Source organism: Shewanella oncorhynchi (genome assembly GCF_030848765.1).
Classification (GTDB): domain Bacteria; phylum Pseudomonadota; class Gammaproteobacteria; order Enterobacterales; family Shewanellaceae; genus Shewanella; species Shewanella oncorhynchi.
In genome coordinates this window covers 2920225-2936838 of sequence record NZ_CP132914.1, presented here as the reverse complement: position 1 = coordinate 2936838, position 16614 = coordinate 2920225, and the positions used below count along the sequence as shown (strand labels likewise).

Sequence of the window (16614 nt, the reverse complement as noted above, 5' to 3'; positions counted from 1 at the left end):
AAGGATGTATGAATGAAAACTCTGTTGAAGTGTGCGTTTGCGGCCTCTGTAGGTTTATTGCTTGCGGGTTGTGGTGACGATGTGGGTAAGGTGAGCTTAGGGCTTTTTACCACTAAAGATGTGATTATTGATGCTAAAAACGATCCTAAAATACCTGGGGTGACTTGCCATATCAGTCGTATCGAAGCCAATTTAGACTTTGCCGATCCATCCGATATGGGGATCAGTTGCCGTCAAACTGGGCCAATTACTGCGGCCGATCTGGCGAAGATAGACATGGGAAAACACGGCGAAGTGATTTTCACCGAATCCCTGAGTATTTTATTTAAGTCATTAAAAGTGCGTAGAATTTACGATGCGCAAAATCAGACTCTGTTGTATTTGTCCTATTCGACGAAAGAGACCAATGGTAGCCATAAACATGCGCTCTCAACAGTGCCGCTTTATGGCTCTGCGGCTTGGGTCGATCCTGCATTAAGTATTGGAACGAAAGCGAATTAATCACCGTAGAGTTTATGATTTAGCGGTTTATTTGCTATAAGCATAATGATATTGCAATAAAAATTCGTATTTGTGTCAGTATCGATAAGAGAAGGGGCGGAATATTTATTCAGCCCCTTTTTTATATTCTGCTAGCACTTAGCACATTAAATATCGTTACTTAGCTTTGGCCGCCAATACTGCGTTAAAGCGTTCAAACCCAGCACTGAGATCGGCGATTAAATCAGCGGGATCTTCTAAACCAATATGTAAACGGATCAAAGGTTTGCTCGCATCCCATTGAGTTGCTGAGCGGATTTTTTCAATACCGAAAATGCCGAGGATTAAACTCTCGTAGCCGCCCCAAGAAAAGCCCATCTTAAAGTGACTCATATTTTCAACCAGTGCGGTGACGGCATCGGCATCGCCCTGTTTTAAGATAAAGGAAAACAAGCCGTTGGAGGCACTAAAGTCGCGTTTAAAGAATTCGTGCCCAGGGCATGTCTCGAATGCGGGGTGACGCAGATGATCGACTTCTGGCCGGGTTTTCAACCAGTTGGCCACTTGCAGTGCATTTTTTTCATGTTGCGCCATACGCACGCCTAAGGTACGTAGGCCGCGGGCAGCAAGGTACACATCGTCTGGCGATGTGGTTTGTCCCATCAAATAACTGTGTTCACGTAATTGTGGCCAGTATTTTTCGTTGGCCGTGGCCGTGCCTATCATCACATCCGAGTGACCGACGATATATTTGGTCGCCGCTTGAATTGAGATATCTACACCCATTTCAAAGGGTTTGCTATTGATGGGCGAGGCCCAAGTATTGTCCAGCATAGTGATCAGCCCATGTTCGTGGGCGATGCGGCACAAGGTCGGTACATCTTGCACTTCCATGGTGATGGAGCCCGGAGACTCTAAAAACAGTACCTTAGTATTGGGGCGAATGAGGTCGCGAATGCCTGCGCCAATTAGCGGATCGTAGTAAGTGGTTTCGATACCAAAACCGCCGAGAATATGGGTGCACAGATCCCGCGTTGGCTCATACACGCTATCAACCATTAACAGGTGATCGCCCGTTTTTAAAAATGACAGTAGCGCCGCACTGATCGCCGCAGCGCCAGAAGGGTACAGCGCCGTACCGACGCCGCCTTCTAGTTCGGCAATCGCGGCCTGAAAGGCAAAATGGGTTGGGGTGCCACGGCGGCCATAAAACATCTCGCCATTGGTTTTATTTTTCGCGGCGTGGCGCATTTCATCCATGGTTTCGAATACGATAGTCGAAGCGCGAAAGACGGGCGGATTGATCACGCCTTTGGTCCATTTTTTGTCTCGACCTAAGCTGACGATTTGGGTGGCTTGATGATGTTTATCTGTCATTGGATCATTACCTTGGCATTTAGGTTGAACGAAGAGGTTGAACAATTTGGGAGAATAATTGGCGATTTCTAATCGATTGTTATGGCGGTCATCTTAGCATCTGCACGCATAAATGACAGGAGGCGCGTGATGAGTTTGGCTCATGTTATTGGCCTCCTGTATTTTAGCTGTTGAGATTATTACGCAGGGCTTAAAAGCTGTAACACGCTTAACTTAAAGGCCGTATGTTCTTAATTTAAAGGTAAGGTAACAAGGATATCCACACCATTATGTTCGCTGCGATTACGGGCAAGGATTTGTCCTTGGTGGAACTCGGCGACCAATCGCGCGATATACAGACCTAAGCCTAGGTGGGGTTTATCTTGGGCTTGATTTATCCGTACCGACACCATGGAATCGAAAATCTGCTCCGACATATCAATGGGCAGTTCAGGCCCTAAGTTACTGATAAGCAGAGTCGCTTGCTTACCCACTTGTGTGAGCGTGACTTCGATAGCACTGTCTTTATGGCAAAACTCAATGGCGTTGGCGATAAGTTTGTCCATTAACTGGGCGATATATTCTGGCACACCTTGCATCATCAGTGGTTGTTCGGGCACTTTCACACTAAAGCCTTGTTCTGGATAGGTCATTTGATAACCTTGCATACAACCGCTGACCACTTGGGAGAGTGGGAACTTAGTGATATCGGCCTGCGTTAAACTCTGTTCTAAGCGTGTTGCCTCGCTCATGTTGTTTAAAATCATGCTTAAGCGGCTGACACCTTCTTGGGCGCGGTCGACATATTTTTGCGTGTCTTTATCTAAGGTCTGCAGGTTTAAATGCTCAAGGGATGAACGCACCACAGCCACGGGCGTGCGCAACTCATGGGACAGGCGCGACGACATGTTTTCTAGATAGTGAGTGTACTGACCCAGTCGCCCCACAATGCTAGAGAAGCTACGGGACAGATCGCCAATTTCATCCCGAGCCTTCGACGGTTTGAGGTGATTACGGACACGGCCTTGGCTATCGATGGCGTTTTCGGCTTCATCGCGCAATTTACGGATGCGGTTAGAAATACTCGAGGCGAAGAAGAACAGCGCCAAGGTGCCCATACTCATTATGGTCAAAATCACGTTAAAGAGTTTTTCCAGCGCTCGGTTACGTAGAGTTCGAATTCCGTGGGTGGTTTCTTCGGCGACGACGGCACCCATCACATTGTTATCAATCCAAATGGGGCTCGCGGCGGCGAGTACCACAGCTTTGTTGTCTGGGGTTAACCGCCAAGTCGAACTTTGCTGACCCGCGAGGGCTTTTTGGATATGACTGCCGTCAAGCTCGGTGGAATCTTGTAAGGAATCAATAAAGTCTTTGGGCGGTTTAGTGAGAATTTTATAGTACAGCGGATGCAGATAATCACGCTTGAAGGTATCCCACAGCGCGGTACTCTTTTCATCTTCTAAGGTGCGGGTCCATACACTGTCATTAGCGCGAATGTCGCCGGATTTTGCCAGTACGCGACCGTGTTTATCGACTACCCAAATACGTGAGCTATAGTGGCTCATGCCTTTGATAATACTTTCAATTTCCGGTGATGGTACCAGCACAGTGCCGAGATTGTCGACCGTATCTAAGGCCGAGGTGCCGACAACTGCAGCGACATCACGGTATTTGCTGTCGTTGACATCGGCAATGGCAAATCCGAGTTTGCTGCCGACCATGTCTAAGGGAATACGCAGCTCGACATTGTAGCCCACATCTGTCGTCGCCCATTGTCCTTGGATACGTACCTCAGGTGTAACAGGCACAGTTTGCTTAGGATTAGCGGGTAATTCGAAGGCGCTGATCCAGCCGGGTTGAGTCGTGGCAACGATATAGCGTTTGAATTTATTGTCGGGCGCGAGTGTTGCAATCGAGAGATGATCGTTTCTATCGACACTTAGGGCATTTTTACCCCGCAGTACCACGGTTGGATCAATGACTTGAAAAAAAGCATACAGATAACCATCGTATTGGCCGACCATGTGGGTAAAGCTTAAGGTCAGGGGAGCGTTCGGATCGGCACGCATAATTTGGTGCGCCTCACCGTATTGGATAAATCTGTGCTGATATTCCTGCCATTCGTTGAGTTTGCCGTCGAGCAAAATCGCCCCCGCCAGTGGATAGGCGTATAGATCGCGGCTTTTTTCTACTTGCTTTAAAAAACTCGCTTGCCCATCGAACAATTTCGGCCGCTCGTGCAGCGCGGTGGCCAGTGCTTGAGTGGTGCCTTCTAAGGTGCGTTCTTGGCCGTGGCGAAGATACTTTTCCATTTCCCACACATATTGATACCCCAGCCAAGGTAGGCAGAGCAAGAACAGGCTAAGGCCGATGACTTTAGTGCGTAGACCAAAGGGGAAACGTGTCATAAGTTAGGGATCAGCATTAATGGGTTTAAAAGTTCATTCATCCAAGGTTATCTGGTTCAACGCCGCGCGCTTAAAGGTTGGTTAAGCCATAGATCAGGCCAAGCTATCCCAGCGATAACCCATACCATAGACAGTATCAATACAATCAAACTCTGGCGCGGTAGCGATAAACTTTTTGCGAATGCGTTTCACATGGGAGGTGATAGTGCTGTCATCGACAAAGATTTTAGCCTCTTGCATTAATTCATGGCGACTGCGTACATGGCCTGGATGTTTGGCTAACGCATGCACCATCCAAAATTCGGTCACAGTAAGCTCGATTGGTAACTGGTTCCAATAGACTTGCATGCGGTTGGCATCAATGGTCAGTGGGCCACGTTCGAGCAGGTTTTCCTGCGCCGTTTGGCTGGCCGCAAGTTCAGATCGTCGAAACAATGCGGCTAAGCGTGCGGTTAAATGGGGAAAACTCACTTCTTTACTCAAGTAATCATCGGCGCCTAAACGCAGGCCACACACAGTATCAAAGTCACTGTCACGGGCGGTTAAAAAGATGATCGGCAGCGTGCTCGACATGGCGCGCAATGACTGACATAGCATAAAGCCGCCATCAATTTCATTACCTAAGCCGATGTCGATAATGGCTAAATCTGGTAAACGGGTATTAAAGGCTAGCATGGCCGATGGTCTGTCGGCGTAGGTTTGCACGCTGTAACCGTGTTGTTGCAGCACGTCCTTGTAATTTTCGCGAATGGCCGCTTCATCTTCCACTATGGCTATACGCTTCATAGAGCCGTATTCCTATTGACTTGGGGGAGTAAGTTTTCGTGACTATACAGGATTTTACCCGAGAAAAAAGGCCACAAATGCAATTGCCATTTTGTTGCCACAATTGATAGTTGTATTGCCATTTTCCATCCCTGCTCATGCCATTCCACTTGTGTTTAATAGCCCCATTCAGTTTTGTACCCGTTTGACCTGATGTGGTGTTGAGTGGATTGCTTCAGGTACGAGTCCAAGCTCAGCTAATAATCAAAAAGGAATGAGATGATGAAAAAGACACTAATTAATCTATTGGTTTTGAGTTTATTAAGCGCACCTGTAGCCAGTGTGTCGGCGCGGGTTTCACTGCAAAATAAAGTGATAGGACAAGACCTCACCCTAGAAAATGATGCCTATGCAAGCGGTATAGCGATGGATGATGAATACGCAAGCGAGGACGAACAACCGGAAGCCCTCATTGGCCTCGGTGGTGGAGCCTTAGTAGGGGCGTTAGTCGGTGGTCCAGTGGGGGCCATTATTGGTGCGTTCACAGGCACCTTAATTGGCAAATCGGTCAGCGATACAGACACACTGCACGTTCAGCAAAGACAGATCCATTTGCAAGAGTCCCAGTTATCCGAGTGGAGTGTAAAACAGCAAGCCGCCGAAAAACGGGCGAGCGAATATACCAAGGCGCAGCAAGAGCTGGATGAGTTGCTGTCAGCGCAACGTCAATTGCTCAGTGAACTCGCCTTGGGGCTTAGCGTACAGTTTCGTACCGGTTCCTCTGAGGTTGAATCGCATTTTTTGCCCCAATTAGATGATGTGGCTGAGGTGATGAATTTGTCACCAGAACTCAATCTTGAGCTGAAGGGTTATGCCGACCGCCGTGGTGATGAGAGTTACAACCAAGCCCTTTCTGAGCAGCGTCTACTGGAGGTGCGTGGCTACCTGATTAAGCAAGGCGTCACTGCCGAGCGTATGACCACTCAAGCCTTTGGCGCTTTATCGCCTTTGCAAGCCGACCAAGACAGAGAATCGGATGTGTTCGACCGCCGCGTGACATTAACACTACAGCCTCATTTGGCCTTGACGGCCAGGCACGCTGCTGACTAGCGGTCAATTTAAGCTGTCCATTTTACGTCGTTCATATTAACGACAACCAACATCAGTTCATATTTGTTAATAGAGGAAGCCTTTGTGATGATCACAGGGAAAAGGGTAAAAGAAGTGAGTGAAGCGGTAGCGGTATTGCTGATCAGTGCAGCCGTGTGTTGGGGTTTGCCCTTTGTGGCATTGGCTTCGCCGAATAGCACCGGCACATTATCTGCGCCGCAGAATATGGCTTCGGCATTGGTCGGGCAAAATAGTGCTCACAGAACGGCAGAGTCACACATCATTAATTACGATGATATTACGCAGGGGCTGTTGCTTTATCGTCAGCCGAGCGGTGCTTGGGTGCCATCTTTGCCGCTCGATACACAAGTGTCGATGCAAGTCTCTGGCTTAAGTAATCGCGTGAGCGTGAAACAGGTTTTTCGCAACAACACTGAATTTGTGTTGAATGGGCAATATTTGTTCCCGCTGCCCAATGAGGCTGCGGTGGATTCGTTGCGATTACATATAGGCCAGAGAGTGATCGAAGGGCAAATTCATCCTAAGGCCGATGCCAAGCAGATTTTTGAGCAAGCGAAAGCTGAAGGTAAACGTGCCAGCTTAGTGAGCCAAGAGCGGCCTAATATGTTTACGACCGAAGTCGCAAACCTAGCACCTCAAGAGGAGCTGATTGTAGAAATCAGCTATCAGGAGACCATTAAATATGAAGATGGTTTGTTTAGTTTACGTTTTCCGCTGGTGGTCGCGCCCCGTTATATTCCGGGATTAACATCGGATTCAAGTGCTAGCGACTCACATGATCCTATGGCACAGGTGCGCCAATCAAGCCGAGTGACAAGTTCGCAGGTGTTTGATGCTGACCGGATTGTGGCACCAGTGCGGGACGGCGCCAGTGGACGCGATCCTGTGCTGAAGGCAGACATTCAAGTTTTACTCTCAAAGGGGGTTGATAAAGCGTCCATTGAGAGTCCTTACCATGACATCAAACTCAAGCAAGACAACAGCGGTGCGGTCGATGTATCGCTGGCGCAACGTGTGCCCGCTAATCGGGATTTTGTACTGCAATGGCGAGTACAGCAGGGCACGAGCCCAATGGCTTGGGTGTTTAATCAGCAAGGTAAAACCCATAAGCTCGATGACGAAAATCTGTCTCAGGATACACTTGAGACAAGTAAAACCAGCGGCGTAAATGATGATAATTACAGTCTCGTCATGGTGTTGCCTCCTAAGGTTGAAAAGAGTACTCAGCCGAGTTTGCCCCGTGAATTAATTTTAGTGATTGATACTTCGGGCTCTATGGCGGGGGATTCTATCGTTCAAGCTAAAAATGCACTGTTATACGCGTTAAAAGGACTGAAGCCGGAGGACAGTTTTAACATTATCGAATTTAACTCCAGTTTGTCTCAGTTCTCAGCAGTGCCATTACCGGCGACCTCGTCGAATTTGTCACGGGCCCGTCAATTTGTGAGCCGTTTACAGGCCGATGGTGGCACTGAAATGGCGTTGGCACTGGATGCTGCCTTGCCAAAATCCTTGGGCAGTGTATCGCTTGATGCAACGCAGCCTTTGCGCCAAGTGATCTTTATGACCGACGGCTCTGTGGGCAATGAACAAGCGTTATTTGATTTGATCCGTTATCAAATAGGTGAAAGCCGACTATTTACTGTCGGTATAGGTTCGGCGCCTAATTCTCACTTTATGCAAAGGGCGGCTGAACTCGGTCGTGGCACTTTTACCTATATTGGCAAAGTGGATGAAGTCGATGAGAAGATCAGCGCCTTACTGAGCAAAATTCAATATCCGGTGTTAACCGATATTCAAGTGCGTTTTGATGATGGCAGTGTGCCCGATTATTGGCCATCACCGATTGCCGATCTGTACCGCGGTGAGCCAGTGCTCGTGAGTTTAAAGCGCAGCGCCCGTGAGCCACAGGAGTTAGTGATTTCAGGACGGCAAGGGCATCAAAACTGGCAACAGTCACTCTCGCTGCAGGACAACTCCGCAGGATTGATGACCCATCAAGGTGCGGGTTTAGATTTGCTGTGGGCGCGTAAACAGATTGGTGCATTGGAGTTGAGTAAAAATGGCGCGAATGATGACAAGGTCAAACAGCAAGTGACGGCCTTATCAATGAATTATCACTTAGTCAGCGCCTATACCAGCTTAGTGGCGGTGGACTTAACCCCAATTGACTCAACTGCAATGAGCCGTGATGCCGTGGTTCGTCAACACTTGCCCTTAGGTTGGCAACCTTTTGGCGCCTTGCCGCAAACCGCGACGTCAAGCCGTTTGGATATGTTATTAGGTGCGCTGACCTTGCTACTCGCTTTGATTCTTACGGGATCGATTCTTCGACAAAGACGGGAAGAGAAGGCGGCCTTGGTGGCACTTACCTGTGAACGATGAGTTAAGCGCGATGAGCAAAAGCAGAACACAGCGATTTTTAGTGGTGGGATTATTTTTAATTGGCGCAACATTGTTAGGAAAGGGACTCTATATGCAAGCTAAAGCACACTTTGCCCAGTATTTGATTGAACAGGCGTGGACTAAAACCTTAGCCGATGGACAATCTCATAAGCCTTGGTCATGGGCGGATACTTATCCCGTGGCAAAGCTGTCTATTCATCGTGAGCAAGTGGCGGCGAACAACAATATTGAAGCAGAGCTTAATGACAGTTTATACGTTCTTGCGGGGGCTTCTGGGCGCAATTTGGCCTTTGGTCCGAGTCTGGTGTTGTCCAGTGCGCCAGCGGGGCAAAAAGGCAATACTGTGATTGCCGGCCACAGGGACACGCATTTTGCGATACTTAATGGCATGGCGGTGGGGCGTCGATTATCGTTACAAACGCTTAAAGGCAATCACATTATTTATGAAGTGGTGGCGACTCAGGTCGTACATGAAACCGAAACTCAATTTATGGCGCCATCCGATGATAATCGCTTAACGTTAATTACGTGTTATCCCTTCGATTCACTTCAAGGTGGTGCTGAACTGCGGTTTGTGGTGCAGGCGATACCCGTCGAAAATGAGTCGATGGAAACACACGGTACGAATGTATCCGTTTCAATAGGGAGTGGCGTGCAAGGGAATATTGGAACTGTTTCTCGCAGTTTCAAACATTAATCTGAAATCTAATTTAAATCATTTACTTAGCTTTGAAAAAAATGCTCCTTTGTTAATCATCTTAGCCTGAAGCTGAATTATCGGCTTCAGGCTAAGTTATAACCATCAGTTACTGATAGGCAGTACACGATTTCGTCCTAAGCGTTTGGCTTCATAAAGTAATTTGTCTGCCGCTTCAATCAATTGCATACCCGTTTGTTTTTCTTGCCATTGGGCGACGCCAAAGGAAGCACTGATATTATTGATGCGTTCGTCTTTGCGTCTGTCTTTTAAACTGAGTTTTTCGAGTCCACGGCGCATAGCTTCGGCCAGTTGCCTTGCGATACGTAGCTGACTTTTAGGGACAATAATCGCAAATTCTTCACCGCCAAAACGATACAGTTTCGTGCCATCGCGGCAGGATTCCTGTAGTCGTTTCGCCACGGCGCGTAACACCTGGTCGCCGAGCTGGTGGCCATAGGTGTCGTTAAACACTTTAAAATGGTCGATATCGGCCAAGATCACACAAGTGCCTAAGGGGGCTTGGGCTATCATTCCTGCAAAATCAGTGTCAAAGGCGCGGCGATTAAAGCAGCCCGTCAGTGCATCGTAGAGAACGTCTTTTTCTGTTTGTTCAAGTTTTTTCTTTAGTGCGTCTATTTCGGTTTGAGCCTTCTGCAGCTGACCGGTAAAGAACTCTGTGCTCGAGCGAATATTGTCCGACTCTTTCACTAAGCTGCGGACCAGATCGAGTACTTGTTCGACGCTAAAGCCTTCGTCTTCGATGCGATTGAGCTTTTCAAAATTACTTTCGATACGTGACTGGAAGTCATTGGCATCTAGATTGGTATCTTTAAGTGATTGGGAAAGCTCAGTCACCATAGCATCCAGATTTTGGCGCATTTCTCTGACATCGAGTTCAACTGGGTCGGCAACATATTGGCGATACAAGATTTCGCTACTGACAGGAGGGCAAGTATTGTATTGGGCAATAACAGTATCGAGTTGTTGATTTAATTCGGGATTTTGTTCACCAACATAAGTGTACCAAAGCGCATAGTTAACGGGGGTGGTCGGAATTTTATGTTTGAGCATCAGAGGCACTGCTTTTTTGAGGTTCAGTGCAGCGGCTTGTAATAACTCTAGCGACATATTGTTACCTTACTCAATGAAAATACACGGATATTTTAAAATTTTCGCTATTTTTTATTCTGTTGCAGTCAGATTTAGGTCAACGACAAGAATATCGGTCAGATGGAGACATGATTACCGTTTACTCTTGGATGCAGCGACTCCGTTTGCGCTAAGACTTCCATCATAAATTAAAGATGATATGGTAAAGTCTATCCTTAAAACCAAATAATGATAATAACTTGGGAGAAAGTTGTGAAAAATTTAATCATAACCACAAGTCTGTTGGCCACTATCTCATTACCTGTCTTTGCTGAAACGGCATTTGTGAAAAGTCTCGATCTCGTGCAATACCGAACCGATGTGAAAACCTTAGCGAGCGATGCTTTTGGGGGACGCGCGCCCTTGTCTGAAGGTGAGACGTTAACTTTAGACTATTTAGTGACAGCATTTAAAGATATGGGTCTCAAACCCGGATTTGGCGATAGCTATTTACAGGCGGTTCCTTTGGCGCAAATTAGTGCCGATCAAAACATGCAGCTTGATATCGGTGGGCTGAAGTTTGCTAATGGTAGTGAGTTTACTGCGAGAACCCAAAGAATCGCCGACACCGTGAGCCTGAATAAAAGCGATGTGGTATTTGTTGGCTATGGTATCAATGCACCCGAATATGGCTGGAATGATTATCAAGGGCTAGATGTAAAAGGCAAAACGGTCATCGTACTCGTGAATGACCCCGGCTTTGCGACCCAAGATCCAACAATATTTAAAGGTAATGCTATGACCTATTATGGTCGCTGGACTTATAAATATGAGGAAGCGGCGCGTCAAGGCGCTGAGGCCGTGTTTATTGTCCATGAAACCGCGCCAGCCGCCTATGGCTGGGGAGTGGTGCAAAACTCCAACACGGGCACTAAGTTTACTCTGGTCGATGCCAATAATAACCAAGGTCAAGTGGGCGTGATGGGCTGGGTTCAGCACGAAACCGCACAAAAAATCTTTGCCAAAGCGGGATTGGATTTTGATACCTTAAAACAGCAAGCAGCCAAGCCAAACTTTAAGGCTATCCCACTTAAGCTGAGCGCGCAGCTCACGTTAAACAATAAAATTGAACGCGCCGAGTCCCATAACGTCGCGGCCTTACTGCCCGGTAAAACGCGCCCCGACGAAGTGGTGATGATGCATGCCCATTGGGATCACCTTGGCACTGTGATTGAAGACGGTAAGTCAGAGATTTTAAACGGTGCGGTCGATAATGCCAGCGGTGTGGCGGGGGTTTTAGCGTTAGCGCGTTACTTCAAACAGCAGGCTAGCACGGCGGCACTGGATCGCTCGGTGCTCTTCAGTGCCTTTACTGCAGAAGAAACGGGTCTGATTGGTGCACAGCATTTTGCTCAGCATCCCAGTGTGCCAACCAAAAATATCGTCGCCTTTTTAAATATCGATGGCATGAATGTAAATAAAGGCGTGGATTACATTTTGCGCTATGGGGAAGGGGTATCTGAGTTGGAGCAATACTTAGATAAAGCCGCCAAAGCCCAAGACCGTTCGGTAAAAGCGGATCCAAGACCACAGAATGGATTGATGTTTAGATCAGACCATTTTGCGCTGGCCCAGCAAGGTGTACCAGGATTGTTATTTATGAGTCTTGGGGATACAGATCCTGACTATATTGCGCATAAATATCACCAAGGAGCCGATGATTATGATCCAAATTGGACGTTGGAGGGCGTGAGTCAAGACCTAGACTTGATCGCCAGTATGATAACCACATTAGCGAATGGTTCAGATTGGCCCCATTGGCTTGAATCATCAGACTTTAAAGCCAAACGTGAGCAGGATGGCCGTAAATAGGTTTAATGGGTTGGATCATGAGGGAGTCCAGTAGGCGCCCTTATTTTTTAGCACTAATTTGGGTTAGGGTTCGGGCAACGGTTTGAGCTAGAAGGGGTGTTTAATACAATATGGGAAGAGATTTTTTATAGCATTAAAATTAAAAGGAATAGCTGATAGAAAGCATAGGGCCAATAAAATTGTAATAGATGTTGTAATCGGCGATTTGAGTATCTTTATTCGGCGAATTTTGGGCGATATCAACGTCAACTTTATAGTAGTTATAGGCCACGCTCATACGCCAGTTTGGGGTGATTTGTGCATTAACCCCCACTTTAATATCAACCAGTTCGCCTTTGACATCATTGAGTTTGATATAGAAATACTGTGCATGGCTGGTGATTTGCCAACCGGGAACAAATTCATACTGACCATATATGCCAATGTCGGGCAGTGGCGCAGTGACATTTTCGTCAACAATGCGCGGAATTGCTTGGCTACCGCAGACATTATTGAGTAATTCCGATGAAGCGCAAACACCAATCACCCCTTCAAAACCTGTCTTGATAAACATAGTATGTAAACCAAGTGATAAACCGACATCATAGTTACTGCCTTGAAATACATCATAGCCATAGCCGAAGCGCAGTACATCAATGTTTAAGGTTGAATTTAGATTACCGCCTGCTTTGATATCGTAAATGGTGTCGTTAATCTCGAGCTGGAAGGGTTTGGTTAAGGCTTGGGTTTCGGCGTTACGATGAAGCTGTTTCCAGTCTAGGTAGATATTGTGCCGTTCGTTAAAGTGATAATTTAACTCGATAAAGGGTAAAAATTCGTTTTCTGCAAGTTGTAGATCGGACTCATAATCTAAGGTGAAATTATTACCCGAAATAGGGTTAGTGACTTCCATATTGGTGTCTGATTGCGAATAAAAGCCGCCTAACTGAATAGTAAAATCATCGGCTTGCACTTGAGTGCTGAGCAGTGACGCTATGATTAGGGGTAATAGGCGGATCGACATGTTAAGGAGTGACTCCTGCATTATTCTTATTATGTTTAGCGATAAGGTCAGAATTTAGTGCCATAAAAAAACAACATTTGGAGTTTAACAGCAAATTTTTCAATGTGAACAAAATGTTTTAAAAAATGCAAAAAATTGTGATTCAAAACAAAAGTAGGGTTGGTTCTCGTGAGGTTGAATGAAATTTGAGTGAGCGATCACATCAATTGTGGATTGAAAGACTAAGGGCAAGTGTTTCCTTCCTGAACGGCTTTAGGATTGTTGCGTTGTTGATGGGGCGAGATACAAATGGATATAGACACAAACATGGTGGAGAATCATCGATATTGAGAATATCTAGCGGTACGATCCCGCTAGATATTGATATGTCCTAGTACTTCTATTTCGCCTCGATAGAGGACGATAGAGGTGACGGGGTAGAAGTCTCAGCCTCTACGCTATCAGTCACGATTTTTGGGCTACTTGGTTCATCTTTATTAAACATGCCTAAACGGATGCGAATAAAATGCAAAATTTGCGCGGCAATATCCACATTCAAACAGGACTCTAAGCCCTCAAACCCTGGAGATGAGTTAGCCTCACAAATTTTGTAATGGCCGTTATCAAACAATAAATCGATACCTGCAACATCAAGATCGAGGATATTGGCTGTTTGGGTGGCAAGCCATTCAATTTCAGGAGTGATCTGAAATGGACGCGCTGAACCACCGGCACTGACATTGGCTTTGAAGCTGTCTTCTTGACCACGTCTTTCATAGCAACCCGCCACACGACCACCAATAGTGAATACGCGTAGATCGCGCCCATGACTGTTAGCGATAAACTCTTGCAGAATGATGTTAGCGTTTTTATTGGTCGCTTCAATCAACTGCATTAAATCGTCAAATTCACGCGCCTTATGGGATAAAAACACACCACTGCCCTGTGAGCCTGAAAGTGTTTTTATCACCACAGGAAAACCGAGATGGCGTTCTACGAGGGCGATATCGACGGGGAATTTAACCAACATGGTTTTAGGCGTAGGCAGATTCTTCTCGGCCAACAATTGTTGGGAGAATAACTTGTCTTTAACGATTTCAATGGCTTTAGATGGATTGAGGCAATATACCCCTAATCTTTCTAAGTGACGAATAATGGCTAAAGCAAAGTAGGTCGTGCCTGAGCCCATTCGCGGAATGATAAAATCGGGCAGCTCGACGGCTTGCCCATTCAATAAAATACTCTTGTTATCTTCTCTGGTGACAGTCAGATCAAATTCATCAGGTGCGTAAACTTCCAACTCTATGTTATCGGCTTTTGCTGCCGCCAGTAGACGCTCAATTTCATACCATTCAGGTTTTAGCTGAGTCGCGGTTTCTTTATATAAAATCCAACCACGCATTTAGTAGCAAACCTTAATCTTCATTCTTTATCCTCGGGTTCAGGTTCATCCTGAACATCATCTTCAATATCAAATACAGCCTCAGCCTCTATTTCTATCTCGGGCTTGGTTGCAGGCAAATGCACTGTACCAACCACGGCATAAAAGGGTTTCCCCATGGCGAGCCTGCGATACTTTACCCAGATCTGCTCTAACAAGCTACTGGGGGCGATATTTCCTTTGGCGACTTCCACAAATTGGGCTTCATCAGAGGTGCAAGGCAGCGTTTTCCCTTCCGCTAAATTCTTCATCGCATGACCATGCAATTCAAGGAGTTCAGCTTCTTTATTGGTAAAATCGCCGCTTCGTTTAAAGCCTTTGGGGAAATTAGCGTCGTCGTAGAAACGTTTTTGAGAGACAAAACTGGTAGCAACTGAGCCGTTAAACGTCTCAGAACCCTTGTTAGCGTTAAAAAAAGACTGTTCAGACATGGCAGATACCCTCTAGTTTTTGATATACAAAGATTTGCAACTGGAGTATTGGCTAGTATTATTGATTTATAAATCAAAAAAATTTGCCTATGTTGGTCAAGAATTTTTATGGATACCGATTTACTAAAAACCTTTCTCGAAGTCTCCCGTACTCGCCATTTTGGTAAAGCGGCTGAGAATCTTTATCTCACCCGAAGCGCTGTGAGCTTTAGGGTGAAACAGCTTGAGAGCATTTTGGGTGTAGCCTTATTTGAACGGCAACGTAATAATATTCAGCTCACGCCAGCAGGCGAACGTATGCTTGGTCATGCCGAAGCGGTGTTAACAGCATGGGAGCGGGCTAAGCAAGATGTTTCCCTCAGCCAGTTACAGACAACGCAGCTTGCCATCGGTGCAGGGCCGAATATTTGGGACGCTTACTTGCAAGGTTATTTACAGGGACTGCATGTCGGTTTACCTGGCGTGGCGTTGCGCACCGAAGTGCTACCCGCGAATGCAATGACGCGTCAGCTAATGGACCGCACCTTAGATATTGCGATTTCATTCGATCCGCCAAAGCTTGATCAATTTGAGATAGTGCAACTGGGGCAAATTAATTTGTTGTTGGTGTCGAGCTTAAAAGGTCAAACGGTAAAAGCGGTTGTGCCGGGGCAATATGTAAAAGTCGATTGGGGTACGGCGTTCAATATTGTTCACGCGCAGGAATATGCCTCGCTGCCAGTGCCAACGCTGCACACGAGTTCAGCACGTATTGCGTTAGATTTCATCTTGAATAATGGCGGCTGTGCATTTTTACCTGAGCATCTAGTGCAACATGCATTGCGCGGCGGCGAATTGCATCTCGTCAGCGGCGCGAATGCCATTTCACGAAATGTGTATCTTGCGTATTGGGCTGAGAATGACCGCTTAGCCCAGATCAAACAAGCCATCGACTTTTTAAGGGACGATGGCTCAATGGTTGTTCATGCGACGGTTTAGAAACTAAGAATTAAAGCACTAGCGGCGTTAATACAACCAGCCAAGTTAATCCACAAAGTGCAAGACTCATAAAGACGGCAGCCGAGGCAATGTCCTTGGCTTGGCCACTTAACGGGTGTATTTCACTGCCGACACGGTCAACCACAGCTTCAATCGCCGAGTTTAATAGCTCAACAATCAACACGATAAACAACGTGAAAATCAGCATAAGGCGTTCAATAGTGCTGATATCAACCCATAAGGCTACGGGTAACATGACTATCGTCAAGATTAATTCCTGTCTGAAGGCGGCTTCGTGGATCCAAGCGGCCTTTAGGCCCTTCATCGAAAATCCCGTCGCTCTGAATATGCGCTTAATACCGTGATTATTGGCTGGTTTCATAGTGTTTCCAATTGACGTTAGCGACAAAGCGCTGAGGTTCTGCTCATTCAAAACAGGGGGGAATAAACCCTACTGTTGTCTTTGTTAACATTTGACTGAGTCATAAATTTGGCCGCAGTATAGCCTGAGATGAAAAGTGCATAAACAATTAACTGAGCAAATTTGATCATCAACATTCGTTGTTAACTTA

At 46.5% G+C, this 16614-nt stretch carries 14 protein-coding genes; 6 read left to right on the top strand and 8 right to left on the bottom strand.

Annotated features, from left to right (window positions below; genetic code table 11):
* Window positions 1–12 precede the first annotated feature (12 nt).
* Window positions 13–501, top strand: coding sequence for a CreA family protein (locus RA178_RS13250; protein ID WP_131525552.1), 489 nt, complete (start codon window positions 13–15; stop codon window positions 499–501).
* Between the two features lie 156 nt (window positions 502–657).
* Here the strand turns inward: RA178_RS13250 and RA178_RS13245 are convergent, their stop codons facing one another.
* The 3 genes from RA178_RS13245 to pdsR form a co-directional block, all read right to left on the bottom strand.
* Complete coding sequence (locus RA178_RS13245; protein ID WP_105252748.1) at window positions 658–1857, bottom strand: cystathionine beta-lyase; 1200 nt, start codon at window positions 1855–1857, stop codon at window positions 658–660.
* Between the two features lie 230 nt (window positions 1858–2087).
* Window positions 2088–4247 (bottom strand): proteobacterial dedicated sortase system histidine kinase, encoded by a 2160-nt coding sequence (pdsS, locus tag RA178_RS13240; protein WP_028760269.1) that lies wholly within the window; start codon window positions 4245–4247, stop codon window positions 2088–2090.
* A gap of 93 nt (window positions 4248–4340) precedes the next feature.
* A complete protein-coding gene (gene pdsR / locus RA178_RS13235) occupies window positions 4341–5033 on the bottom strand; it encodes a proteobacterial dedicated sortase system response regulator (RefSeq protein WP_006081337.1) in 693 nt (230 codons plus the stop codon).
* Between the two features lie 258 nt (window positions 5034–5291).
* On the opposite strand from pdsR, the gene pdsO reads away from it, so the two are divergent.
* The 3 genes from pdsO (at window position 5292) to RA178_RS13220 (ending at window position 9246) form a co-directional block, all read left to right on the top strand.
* Entirely contained in the window at window positions 5292–6122 is an 831-nt protein-coding gene (gene pdsO / locus RA178_RS13230; protein WP_263223194.1) for a sortase-associated OmpA-like protein PdsO, read from the top strand.
* Window positions 6123–6209: 87 nt separating this feature from the next.
* Complete coding sequence (locus tag RA178_RS13225; RefSeq protein ID WP_306682203.1) at window positions 6210–8528, top strand: marine proteobacterial sortase target protein; 2319 nt, start codon at window positions 6210–6212, stop codon at window positions 8526–8528.
* Between the two features lie 10 nt (window positions 8529–8538).
* Complete coding sequence (locus RA178_RS13220) at window positions 8539–9246, top strand: class GN sortase (RefSeq protein ID WP_219233729.1); 708 nt, start codon at window positions 8539–8541, stop codon at window positions 9244–9246.
* Window positions 9247–9351: 105 nt separating this feature from the next.
* Here RA178_RS13220 and RA178_RS13215 read toward each other — a convergent pair whose 3' ends face one another.
* A complete protein-coding gene (locus RA178_RS13215; protein WP_028760265.1) occupies window positions 9352–10377 on the bottom strand; it encodes a GGDEF domain-containing protein in 1026 nt (341 codons plus the stop codon).
* A gap of 210 nt (window positions 10378–10587) precedes the next feature.
* Between RA178_RS13215 and RA178_RS13210 the strand changes: the two genes are divergently transcribed.
* Window positions 10588–12210 carry a M28 family metallopeptidase gene (locus tag RA178_RS13210; protein ID WP_306682199.1) on the top strand — a complete coding sequence of 541 codons (1623 nt, stop codon included), beginning with the start codon at window positions 10588–10590 and terminating at the stop codon, window positions 12208–12210.
* Window positions 12211–12349: 139 nt separating this feature from the next.
* Here RA178_RS13210 and RA178_RS13205 read toward each other — a convergent pair whose 3' ends face one another.
* The 3 genes from RA178_RS13205 to RA178_RS13195 all read right to left on the bottom strand — a co-directional run bounded on the left by RA178_RS13205 (window position 12350) and on the right by RA178_RS13195 (window position 15064).
* On the bottom strand, window positions 12350–13213 hold the full coding sequence (locus tag RA178_RS13205; RefSeq protein ID WP_028760263.1) for a hypothetical protein: 864 nt from the start codon (window positions 13211–13213) through the stop codon (window positions 12350–12352).
* A gap of 379 nt (window positions 13214–13592) precedes the next feature.
* Entirely contained in the window at window positions 13593–14594 is a 1002-nt protein-coding gene (locus RA178_RS13200) for an ATP-grasp domain-containing protein (protein ID WP_263197022.1), read from the bottom strand.
* 20 nt (window positions 14595–14614) lie between these two features.
* Window positions 14615–15064 (bottom strand): MaoP family protein, encoded by a 450-nt coding sequence (locus tag RA178_RS13195; protein ID WP_263171200.1) that lies wholly within the window; start codon window positions 15062–15064, stop codon window positions 14615–14617.
* Between the two features lie 108 nt (window positions 15065–15172).
* Between RA178_RS13195 and hdfR the strand changes: the two genes are divergently transcribed.
* A complete protein-coding gene (gene hdfR, locus RA178_RS13190) occupies window positions 15173–16042 on the top strand; it encodes an HTH-type transcriptional regulator HdfR (protein ID WP_306682196.1) in 870 nt (289 codons plus the stop codon).
* 10 nt (window positions 16043–16052) lie between these two features.
* Here hdfR and RA178_RS13185 read toward each other — a convergent pair whose 3' ends face one another.
* Entirely contained in the window at window positions 16053–16424 is a 372-nt protein-coding gene (locus RA178_RS13185; RefSeq protein WP_028760259.1) for a diacylglycerol kinase, read from the bottom strand.
* Window positions 16425–16614: the final 190 nt, after the last annotated feature.